This is a genomic window from Ilumatobacter nonamiensis YM16-303 (assembly GCF_000350145.1).
GTDB classification, from domain to species: domain Bacteria; phylum Actinomycetota; class Acidimicrobiia; order Acidimicrobiales; family Ilumatobacteraceae; genus Ilumatobacter_A; species Ilumatobacter_A nonamiensis.
Genome location: NZ_BAOL01000052.1, coordinates 1 through 10,218 on the forward strand (window position 1 = coordinate 1; position 10,218 = coordinate 10,218).

10 protein-coding genes are annotated in these 10,218 nt (G+C 67.0%); 8 read left to right on the forward strand and 2 right to left on the reverse strand.

Features of this window, described 5'->3' with window-relative positions:
* Positions 1-18: 18 nt before the first annotated feature.
* Positions 19-1,032: a pyridoxal-phosphate dependent enzyme gene (locus ON45_RS06340; RefSeq protein WP_040492798.1), complete on the reverse strand. Its 1,014-nt coding sequence runs from the start codon at positions 1,030-1,032 to the stop codon at positions 19-21.
* A 135-nt stretch (positions 1,033-1,167) separates the two neighbouring features.
* Between ON45_RS06340 and ON45_RS06345 the strand changes: the two genes are divergently transcribed.
* The 5 genes from ON45_RS06345 to ehuA all read left to right on the forward strand — a co-directional run bounded on the left by ON45_RS06345 (position 1,168) and on the right by ehuA (position 5,808).
* Entirely contained in the window at positions 1,168-2,238 is a 1,071-nt protein-coding gene (locus ON45_RS06345; protein ID WP_051062604.1) for a succinylglutamate desuccinylase/aspartoacylase domain-containing protein, read from the forward strand.
* A gap of 57 nt (positions 2,239-2,295) precedes the next feature.
* The gene (gene ehuB / locus ON45_RS06350) at positions 2,296-3,324 is read left to right on the forward strand and encodes an ectoine/hydroxyectoine ABC transporter substrate-binding protein EhuB (protein WP_051062605.1); all 1,029 of its coding nucleotides are present in this window, start codon (positions 2,296-2,298) and stop codon (positions 3,322-3,324) included.
* Between the two features lie 58 nt (positions 3,325-3,382).
* Positions 3,383-4,120, forward strand: coding sequence for an ectoine/hydroxyectoine ABC transporter permease subunit EhuC (gene ehuC / locus ON45_RS06355; protein ID WP_083914498.1), 738 nt, complete (start codon positions 3,383-3,385; stop codon positions 4,118-4,120).
* A 247-nt stretch (positions 4,121-4,367) separates the two neighbouring features.
* Positions 4,368-5,012: an ectoine/hydroxyectoine ABC transporter permease subunit EhuD gene (gene ehuD / locus ON45_RS06360; RefSeq protein WP_040492806.1), complete on the forward strand. Its 645-nt coding sequence runs from the start codon at positions 4,368-4,370 to the stop codon at positions 5,010-5,012.
* Complete coding sequence (gene ehuA, locus ON45_RS06365) at positions 4,999-5,808, forward strand: ectoine/hydroxyectoine ABC transporter ATP-binding protein EhuA (RefSeq protein WP_051062606.1); 810 nt, start codon at positions 4,999-5,001, stop codon at positions 5,806-5,808. The genes ehuD and ehuA overlap by 14 nt, the downstream gene beginning before the upstream one ends.
* Before the next feature lie 70 nt (positions 5,809-5,878).
* On the opposite strand, the gene ON45_RS06370 is transcribed toward ehuA, so the two are convergent.
* The gene (locus ON45_RS06370; protein WP_040492807.1) at positions 5,879-7,105 is read right to left on the reverse strand and encodes a M24 family metallopeptidase; all 1,227 of its coding nucleotides are present in this window, start codon (positions 7,103-7,105) and stop codon (positions 5,879-5,881) included.
* A gap of 101 nt (positions 7,106-7,206) precedes the next feature.
* On the opposite strand from ON45_RS06370, the gene ON45_RS06375 reads away from it, so the two are divergent.
* Genes ON45_RS06375 through ON45_RS22570 form a run of 3 tightly spaced genes read left to right on the forward strand, consistent with a single transcriptional unit; the run spans position 7,207 to position 10,108 of the window.
* Positions 7,207-7,965, forward strand: a complete 759-nt coding sequence (locus ON45_RS06375; protein ID WP_051062608.1) for a GntR family transcriptional regulator — start codon at positions 7,207-7,209, stop codon at positions 7,963-7,965.
* Entirely contained in the window at positions 7,962-9,158 is a 1,197-nt protein-coding gene (locus ON45_RS22565; RefSeq protein ID WP_040492800.1) for a cystathionine gamma-synthase family protein, read from the forward strand. The genes ON45_RS06375 and ON45_RS22565 overlap by 4 nt, the downstream gene beginning before the upstream one ends.
* The gene (locus ON45_RS22570; protein WP_040492802.1) at positions 9,155-10,108 is read left to right on the forward strand and encodes a cyclodeaminase; all 954 of its coding nucleotides are present in this window, start codon (positions 9,155-9,157) and stop codon (positions 10,106-10,108) included. Before ON45_RS22565 ends, ON45_RS22570 begins: the two co-directional genes overlap by 4 nt.
* The last annotated feature ends 110 nt before the right edge of the window (positions 10,109-10,218 follow it).

Here is a 10,218-nt window from a genome sequence, read left to right on the forward strand (position 1 = left end):
TGAGACCACCTGTCGGTCTCACATCTCACCGGAGGCGAGTCGGGCGATCGTGGCGAGTTCCGCGTTCGCGCCCGAGCAGACGACGACCGTGGTCGTGGCGGGGGAGGGACGAACACGGCCCGCCCGGATCGCCGCGATCCCCACGGCACCGGCACCTTCCACCACCAGGCGGTGCTCCCGGAGAGCGAACCCCATCGCGTCCGCGAGCTCGTCCTCGGAGACGAGCACGATGTCGTCGACGAGTTGCTGCACGATGGGGAACGTGACGTCGTTCTCCGACCCCACGCCTCCCTGCAGGCTGTCGGCGAGCGTTTCGGCTTCGTCGAGTTGCACGGGCTGTCCGGCTCGGACGCTCTCGTACATCGCCGCACCGTGCTCCATCGACACACCGATGATGCGCGCGTCGGGCAGCATCGCCCGAACGGCGACGGCGATCCCGGAGATCAGTCCGCCTCCCGACAGCGGGACCAGCACGAGCCCGCAGTCCGGTCGCTGCTCGGCGATCTCCAGCCCGCACGTGCCTTGGCCGGCGACGACCACCGGGTCGAGGAAGGCGTGGACCAGCGTCGGTCCCTCATCCTGGTCCGACGCCGCGATCGCCCGTTCGAACGCCGCATCCTGCGACGGCCCGCCGATGTCGAGGGTGCAGCCGAGCCGTTCGAGGTCGGCGACCTTGCCCGCCGGCACGTTGTCGGACAGGCAGATGGTGGCTTCCACGCCCATCGCCCGCGCGACGTGCGCGACGGCGCGGCCGTGATTGCCCGTCGATGCCGTGATCACGCCCCGTTCGAGCTCGTCGGGAGCGAGCGACCCGAGTTTCGCGGCAGCACCGCGGATCTTGAAGCTGCCGGTCGGCTGCACCGTCTCGAGCTTCAGGTCGACGTCGCCGTCGATGAGCTCGCTGAGCGCGTTCGACCTGCTCAGCGGGGTTCTGAGCGCGTGACGCTCGACGTCGGCGCGGATCGCCTCGATCGCATCGAGATCGACCGGCAGTGGGGTGGCGGGAACGGATGGGGGGTTGGCAGGACCCATGGACCGATGGTATACAATCTGTGTCCAGTCTGAGCGCAGGACATTCTGTACCCGCCGAGCCGCCCGTGCGGCGGCCGAGGTGTGTCGTGTGTCCGTGCCGGTCCGGACGGGAGCCATCCGTGGCTCAGGGGAGACATGCCAGACACATCCGACGCACACACCGCACATCGCGGTGACGACAGCCGCGAAGCCCGCACGAGCGGTGCCCTCCCTGCCCCTGCGTCGTGTTCCATCGACCTCGATGCCGAAGGCCGCTCGATCGGAACGTTCTCCGTTCCCTGGTCGCGTGACGAGTCGGGATGGGGCAACGTCCTCACTCCGATCGCGGTGATCGCGAACGGCGAGGGTCCGACCGTCCTGCTCACCGGCGGGAATCACGGCGACGAGTTCGAGGGGCCCGTCGCGCTGCGCCGACTGCTGCACGAAGTCGAGGTCGAGCGCGTCTCCGGGCGGATCATCGTCGTGCCGGGGCTCAACCAGGCCGCGCTGCGTGTGGGTCGACGGTTGTCACCGGTCGACGGAGGCAACCTCAACCGGTCGTTTCCCGGGAACCCCGTCGGCACGCCGACGCAGCGGATCGCCGACTTCGTCTTCCGCGAGCTGGTCAAACGGGCCGACCTCGTCCTCGACATCCACTCCGGCGGTCAGTCGATGACCTTCGAGCCGATGATCGCAACGCATGTGCTCGCCGACGAGCGTCGCACGGCGGAGACCGCCGAGTACATCAAGGTGTTCGGGACGCCACTCGCCGTCCTCATCGACGAACCCGACCCGAACGGCCTGCTCGACAGCGCCGTCGAGGATCTGGGCAAGGTGTTCCTCACCACCGAGATCCAGGGTGGTCGTGCGATCAGCGCGCGCACCGTCGACATCACCCACCGCGGTGTCGTCAACACCCTCAAGCAGGCGGGCGTCCTGGCTGGAGAGCCGGAGTTCGACGCCCCACCGACATTCGTCCGCATGGTCGACGACGGAACATCCGTTGCCACGATCGGCGGACTCTTCGAGCCACTCGCCGATCCCGGCGACGAGGTCACCGCCGGTGACCCGGTGGCTCGGATCCATCCGATCGACGATCTCGCGGCACCGCCATCGGTGCTGCGTTCAGGCGTGAACGGCATCGTGATCATGCGACACAACCCCGGGCTCATCGAGTCGGGGGACCCCGCGATCACGGTGGCCGTACACGAAGCCGCGCCGTGGTGATCGTTCATTCGCGGCGCAACACAACATCGGGTTGACGAAACCCGGGAGGAGAACAACATGACCACATCCACACGAACGACGACGGGACGTTGGCGTCGCATCGCCGTTGCCGCCACCGCCCTCTCACTGGTCGCGGCCGCGTGCGGTAGCGACGACGACGGCGACTCCGGAGACGACACCTCCGACACCGAGGCACCCGCCGACGGCGACGAAACCGAGTCGACCGAAGCGATGACCGAGGACTCGGAGGCGATGACCGAGGGTTCCGAAGCGCCCGACGAAGGCGGCGACGACGCCGCTGCGGCGTCCGGCCTGCTCGGAGAACTCCAGGAAGCCGGCACGGTCACCGTCGGCCTGGCGAACGAGATCCCGTACGGGTACGAGACCGAGGAAGGCGAGATCGAGGGCGAGGCCCCCGACGTCGCCGCCGCAGTGCTCGCCGAGCTGGGCATCGACAACATCGAGGCCGAGGTCGTCGACTTCGGAGCGCTCATCCCCGGCCTCCAGGCCGGCCAGTACGACATGATCGCGGCGGGCATGTTCATCACGCCCGAGCGCGCCGAGCAGATCATCTTCTCGGACCCGGACTACTGCGGCGACTACTCGTTCGCCGTCGCGGAGGGCAACCCCGAGGGGATCGGTGGTGGATTCGACTCGATCGTCGAGACCGGCGCCACGCTCGCCGTGCTGTCGGGAGCGGTCGATGAGACCTACGCTGCCGACGCGCAGGTGCCCGAGGACCAGATCGAGCTCTTCGCCGACGTCAACGCCCAGTACGACGCGCTGCTCGCGGGTCGCGTGGACGCCGTCGGTGGAACGTCGCTGACGGTCAACAACCAGACCGAGGCCAACGAGGGCATCGAGGCCACCGATGCATTCATCCCGCTCGATGCCGATGGCAACGAGGTCTACGGTTGTGGCGGCTTCGGCTTCACGGACCAGGACTTCCGCGACGCCTTCAACGACGTCCTGCACGAGAAGCAGGACGACGGCACGGTCATGGAGATCGTCACCAGCTACGGCTTCTCCGAGCAGGCGGTCGAGACGGCGGCGGGCCTCACCGTCGAGGACCTGACCGGCGGCTGATCCGCTGATCCGCACGGGCCCCGGCACTGCCGGGGCCCGTCCGGATCGCTCCGTTCCCATGAACGACTTCTTCCTCAACTCCACCCAGTACGAACGCCTCTGGGACGGCACGCTCGTCACGCTGCAGGTTCTCGCGCTGTCCTTCATGCTCGGCATCGTGCTGTCGGTGGGTTTCGGCGTGGCCCGATTGTCCGAGCGCGTCGCCGTCCGCGCCGCCGCGCTCGTCTACGTCGAGGTCGCACGCGGGATCTCCTCGATCGTGCTGTTGTTCTGGATGGCCTTCGCCCTGCCGATCCTGCTCGGCTTCGACCAACCGAGCCGCTTGTTGATGGGTTCGGTCGCGCTCGGGCTCAACATGGGCGGGTACGGCGCGGAGATCGTCCGCGGCGCGATCCAATCCGTCCCCAAGGGTCAGACCGAGGCGAGCATCGCCCTCAACCTGACGCCCACCCAACGCATCCGCCACATCGTTCTTCCTCAGGCGATGCCGGTGATCCTGCCGCCGATGGGCAACCTCACGATCGAGATCCTGAAGGGCACCGCCCTCGTCTCGCTGATCGGGTTGTCCGACCTCACCTTCGAGGTGTCGAAGCTGCGCGTGAACCGCACGATCAGCGACGACCCGGTGAGCATTCCGATTCTCTTCCTCAACGCGTTGATCATCTATTTCGTGCTCGCGCAGATCATCGCGCTGTTGTTCCGCCTCGCCGAACGCCGCGTGAACGCCGGCTTCGAGCAGCGCAGCGGCCGCACAGCGGTCGAGCTGTCCGCACCCACGGCAGGGGTGACGGGCTGAGATGACCATCGACCAGACCGATCAGGAAGCCCCGCACCCGATGCACGCCGAGGATGTCGACGTCGAGGCGGCGGCCGAACTCAGGGCAGCCCGGTGGCGTCGCCGAATGGTGACGTTGGGATGGGTCGCCACGGCCGTCGTCGTGCTCACCGTCATCTGGCGTTTCGGAGGTACCGATGTCAGCTTCGACACCGACGCGACCGCCGACCCCGACGCGAAGTTCGACTGGGGTTTCTTCTTCGCACTCATTCCCGACTTCCTCGAAGCGCTGTGGGTCACCGTTCAGGCGACGATCGCCGGTTTCGCCGTCGCCATCGTGCTCGGTTTGTTCCTCGCACTGGGGCGCCGCTCCGATCACCGTGCGTTGCGTTGGCCGTTCTCGTTCTTCATCGAGTTCGTCCGGTCGACGCCACTGCTGATCCAGCTCTACTTCCTCTTCTACGCACTCCCGACGATCTCGTGGCTGCCCGAGAGCGTGCGGGTCCTCGATCCGCTTCCCGCGCTGATCATCGGCCTCGGGATCCACTACGCCACGTACTGCTCGGAGGCCTATCGCGCCGGCATCGACAGCGTGCCGAAGGGGCAGTGGGAGGCATCGACGGCGATGAACCTGCCGAGGCGCACGACCTGGGGACGGGTGATCCTGCCGCAGGCGATCCCCAATGTGCTGCCGGCGTTGGGCAACTACCTGGTCGCCGGCTTCAAGGACGCGCCGCTGGGAAGCTCGATCCAGGTCACCGGGGTGCTCTTCTTCGCCAAGACGATCAGCAGCCGCACGTTCCGTCCCGTCGAGACCTACACACTGGTCGGGATCGGGTTCCTCGCCGTGTCGATCCCTGCCGCCTTCCTCATCCGTCGACTCGAAAGGCGCATCGCGTATGAGCGCACCTGAGCCCCAGTCCACCAACGACTCCGCAGCCACTCCCGCAGTGCGCATGCGCGGTGTCAACAAAGCGTTCGGCGACAACGTCGTGCTGCGCGAGCTCGACCTCGACGTGGCCGAGGGCGAACGGGTCGTGATCATCGGGCCGTCCGGCTCGGGCAAGACGACGATCCTGCGCGTGTGCATGACGTTGGAGCGGCCCGACTCGGGCACGATCGAACTCGAGGGTCAGCACCTGTATCACGAGAAGCACGGCGACAAGCTCAAGCCGGCGCGGGAGAAGCACATCCGCCAAGTGCGCTCGAACGCCGGCATGGTGTTTCAGCACTTCAACCTGTTCCCGCACATGAGTGCACTGGAGAACATCACCCTGGCGCCGATGAAGACCCAGGGCGTGAGCCGTGACGAGGCTGAGGAGCACGGGCTCGAACTGCTCGACAAGGTCGGACTCCGCGCGCACGCGAACCACACGCCCGGTCAGCTGTCCGGCGGTCAGAAACAGCGCGTCGCGATCGCTCGCTCGCTGGCCACCGGACCGAAGGTGATGTTGTTCGACGAGGTCACGTCCGCACTCGACCCCGAACTGGTCGGTGACGTGCTGAGTGTCCTGCGTGACATCGCCGAGGAGGGCGAGACGACGATGATGCTCGTCACCCACGAGATGGGCTTCGCTCGCGAGGTCGCCGACCGGGTGCTGATGTTCGACAGTGGTCAGATCATCGAGTCGGGCAAGCCGTCCGATCTGCTCGGCGATCCGCAGCACGAACGCACCAAGTCATTCCTCGGCGCGGTGTTCGACCACTGAGGTGAGGGGAGTGGGGGAGCGCGACCAGGGGAGTCGCGTATCGACGGGGGTCACACCCCGTTTGATCCGTCTACGCGTCGACGACGATGATCTCGCGTGGCACGTCGGCCAACGTTCGTGCGGGGCCGTCGGCGGTGATCACGATGCTCTCGGTGATCTCGAGACCCCAGGTGTCCATCCAGAGCCCCGGCATGAAGTGGAACGTCATCCCCGGCTCGAGCACCGTTTCGTCGGTGCTCCGGAAACTGATCGTGCGTTCGCCCCAGTCGGGCGGATAGCTCAACCCGGTCGAGTAGCCGCACCGAGCGGTCCGCTCGATCCCCGCACGTTCCAGCACCTCGGACAGCGCGTTGGCCACGTCACAGGCGCGGTTGCCGGCGCGGGCCTGCTCGATGCCCGCCTCGAGTCCTTCGATCAGGGCGACCTCGGCGCTGCGCATGAGCGGCCACGGTTCCCCGATGAACGCGGATCGGCACAGCGGCGCGTGGTAGCGGCGGTAGCAGCCGGCGAGCTCGAAGAAGGTCCCGACGCCGACCTCCATCGGTTTGTCGTTCCACGTCAGGTGCGACGCCGTTGCGTCCAAACCCGTCGGCAGCAGCGGCACGATCGCGGGGTAGTCACCGCCGTGCGTCTCGGTGCCCGTGACGGTGGCATGCATGATCTCGGCGACCAGATCGTTCTTGCGCATGCCGGGTCGCAGCACGTCGCGCAACCGCGCGTACACCCGGCCGACGATCTCGCCTGCGATTCCCATGTATTCGAGCTCACGGTCGGACTTGATCTTGCGCTGCCAGTTGACGAGACCGGTCGCGTCGCTGATTCCGTCACGTTCGCTCAGCTGTTCGGACGCGCCGGGAACGATGCGGATGAGCGTTTCCACGAGCGCTCGGTGGGCGGCTGCGGAGTAGTAGTAGTTGTCGAGTTCGACACCGAGACGGCGGTTGCCGAGACCGCGGCTCGCCAGCGTGTGCGCGAGGTGCTCCATCGGGTGCTCTTCGGTCGACTGCACGAAGTGATCCGGATACCCGACGATGTGCTCGTCGTCCATCCACACCGTGCGGCGGGCGCCTTGGGCGTCCATCAACCGGCCCCAGTAGACGGGGTCGTCGTCGAGGGTGACGATGACCCCTTGGTACGTGTAGAACGACCAGCCGTCGTAGCCGGTCAGCCAGGCCATGTTGGACGGGTCGGCAGCGAACAGCACCTCGACCCCACGGCGTTCCATCGCGAGGCGTGTCCGATGGAGTCGGTCGCGGTACTCCTGTCGCTCGAACGGCAACTCGATGTCTGCTGGCACGGTCCCTCCCGGATCCCCAACGTAGTTGCTGACCAGCATGTACGCGCGGCAAACGGTATCGTATACACATTGTATTCGCCCCCAGGAGGCATGACTCGTCCATGACGCCAAGCCCACCGTCCGCCGAGGCCGAGACCACGTCCGCGGCCGCCCGGATCACCAACGAGCAGCTCTATCGCCAGCTGCGCGTGCGGATCACCCGCCTCGACCTCGAGCCGGGTGCCCGGCTCACCGAGGAGGCCCTCGCCAAGCAGTACGGCGTCAGCCGAACGCCGATCCGCCGGGTCCTCGACCGCCTCGCCCACGACGGCCTCGTGACGATCAACCCCAACAGCGGGGCGTCGGTCTCGTCGATCGACTTCCAGGCGCTCCGCGAAGTGTGGGCACTCCGGCTCCGGATCGCCGATCTCGTCGGCGATTTCGTCCGCCTTCCCGCGTCGCCCGAAATCCGCGAGCGACTGGAGGCGTGCCTCGAACAGCTCGACGACGTCGAGTCGGCGGCGGATCTCGCACCGCTCTACGACGAGTACCACGAGGTGATGCTCGACCTGCTCACCAACGGTCCGTTGCGCTCGATCTACGACCAGCTGTATGCGCAGACCGCCCGCGCATTCGTCCAGATGTTGCCGAGTCTGGATCTCGACACCGAGATCGAGCAGATTCGCAGCGAGATCGAAGCGTCGCTCGACGCATGTGGCCAGCGGTCCGGCGTTGCGCTCGCCGAAGTGCGTCGGCACCACATGCAGCTCGTTCTCGAACGGCTCAACGATGCCCTCGGGTTCGCGCCCGCCCGGCCCGCGACGTCTCCTCCGAACACCACCACATCGACAATCCCGTCAACTACGAAGGAACCCTCATGACCGAATCGACCGAATCGACCAACGCTCCGAGCCCGGCGACCCTCGCCGTGTGGGGAGGCGAGGACCGCTACCTCGTCGACCGCGCCACCCAGGTGCCGGTCGTCCACAGCGTGTCGTTCGGGTACTCCGACTTCGACGAGTGGTACGACGTCGCCACCGGCGTTGCCGAGGGCCACATCTACGGACGCAACACCAACCCGACCGTCGCGGTGTTCGAGGACAAGGTGCGGATCTTGGAAGGTGCCGAAGCGGCGACCTCGGCCGCGACCGGCATGGCCGCGATCTCGAACACGCTGTACGCGCTGCTGAAGCCGGGGTCCAAGGTGATCTCGGTCAAGGACACGTACGGCGGGACGAGCTTGCTGTTCACCGAGTTCCTCCCGGCGATCGGGATCGAGGTCGAATTGATCGACACGACCGACTTCGATGCGATCGAGTCCGCCGTCGCGGGTGGCTGCGACCTGCTGTATCTCGAGACGCCGACGAATCCGACCCTCAAGGTGCTCGACCTCCCGCGGCTGATCGAGGCGGGGCACGACCAGGGTGCGATCGTGATGGTCGACAACACGTTTGCGACCCCGATCAACCAACAGCCGCTGAGCCACGGCGCCGACCTCGTCGTGCACAGCGCGACGAAGTTCCTCGGTGGTCACGCGGATGCACTCGGCGGTGTGGTGGTCGGCCGTCCCGACCTGATCGAGGCGGTGTACCACTACCGCGAGATCAACGGCGCGACGCTCGATCCGATGGCTGCCTACCTGCTGTTGCGCGGCATGAAGACGCTGCACCTGCGCGTCGAGCGACAGGCGCAGAACGCACACGCGGTGGCCTCGTTCCTCGAAGGCCACGATCGGGTCACTCGGGTCAACTACCCGGGTCTCTCGAGTCACCCGCAGCACGATGTCGCGGCGCGTCAGATGAAGGGTTTCGGCGGGATGTTGAGCTTCACCCTCGACGGAGGTCTCGACGCCGTGAAGAAGTTCATCCCTCACCTGCGGTACGCCCATCGCGCGGCCAACCTCGGTTCGGTCGAGACGATCATCGGTCCACCCGCAACGACGAGCCACGTCGAGTGCACGCCCGAGGAACGCGAGATGCTCGGAATCCCCGAGGGACTCGTTCGCTATTCGACCGGCATCGAGGGAGTCGACGATCTGATCGCCGACCTCACTCAGGCCTTCGATTCGATGTGATCACCCTCGACGAAGCGACGATTCGCGGACTCGTCGGACTCGGCGCCGACGAGTTGAACGCGATCGAGGCGGTGTACCCGCTGATCGCAAGCGGCGCGGCGTCGATGCCGCCCATCCAACGAATCGACGTGCCGGAGCACCACGGCGAGATCGACATCAAGTCCGCTTATCTGCCCGGCGTCGACGGCATCGCGGTGAAGGTGTCGGCTGGTTTCTTCGACAATCCGCAGATCGGGCTGCCGAGCCTCGGAGGGCTGATGCTCGTGTTCTCGAGCACGACCGGGGTTCCCGAAGCGGTGCTGCTCGACAACGGGTACCTCACCAACATCCGCACTGCACTCGCCGGCGCCGTCGCGGCGAAGCACCTGTCCCGACCCGACGCCGCGACGGTCGGCGTGATCGGTGCCGGTGTGCAGGCGCGGTTGCAGATCGAAGCGCTCCGCCTCGTGCGGCCGATCACCCACGTCAGGGTGTGGGCGCGCCGCGCCGACGCGGCCGGCGAGTTGGCCGAAGGAGTGCGGGACGACACCGGGCTCGATGTATCCGTCGTGAAGCGTCCCGCCGACGTGGCCGTCGATGGCGGGATCGTCGTGACCACCACTCCGGCGATGGAACCGTTGCTCGACGGGACGGTTCGACGGAACGGTCTTCACGTCACGGCGGTCGGCTCCGACGCCGAACACAAGCAGGAACTCTCCGTCGACCTCGTTGCCGCGGCCGACCGGTTCGTCTGCGACAGTCGCGCGCAGAGCGAACGCCTGGGCGAGCTTCGTGCGCCGCGGGAGGCGGGTCGGCCGGTCGACGGGGTCGAGCTCGGCGACGTGATCTCCGGGTCGGCCGCCGGTCGGAGCCATCCCGATGACGTCACGATCTGCGATCTCACCGGCACCGGCGCGCAGGACACCGCCATCGCCTCCCTCGTCGTCGCCCGCTCCCGCTCCACCTCCTGACCTCCCGAGCGCGCCCGGCCGGGTCCCGCGCAAATCCGCTCGACCTCCGTTCTCGTCGCGGATCGGTCCGGAAATCGACGAAAAGCGCGACGAGAACCCTGATCGCGACG

What these genes read in the sequence shown, in the direction of transcription:
- ON45_RS06340 (WP_040492798.1), bottom strand. Translation starts at nt 1,032, where the DNA reads ATGGGTCCTGCCAACCCCCCATCCGTTCCCGCCACCCCACTGCCGGTC.
- ON45_RS06345 (WP_051062604.1), top strand. Translation starts at nt 1,168, where the DNA reads ATGCCAGACACATCCGACGCACACACCGCACATCGCGGTGACGACAGC.
- ehuB (WP_051062605.1), top strand. Translation starts at nt 2,296, where the DNA reads ATGACCACATCCACACGAACGACGACGGGACGTTGGCGTCGCATCGCC.
- ehuC (WP_083914498.1), top strand. Translation starts at nt 3,383, where the DNA reads ATGAACGACTTCTTCCTCAACTCCACCCAGTACGAACGCCTCTGGGAC.
- ehuA (WP_051062606.1), top strand. Translation starts at nt 4,999, where the DNA reads ATGAGCGCACCTGAGCCCCAGTCCACCAACGACTCCGCAGCCACTCCC.
- ON45_RS06375 (WP_051062608.1), top strand. Translation starts at nt 7,207, where the DNA reads ATGACGCCAAGCCCACCGTCCGCCGAGGCCGAGACCACGTCCGCGGCC.
- ON45_RS22565 (WP_040492800.1), top strand. Translation starts at nt 7,962, where the DNA reads ATGACCGAATCGACCGAATCGACCAACGCTCCGAGCCCGGCGACCCTC.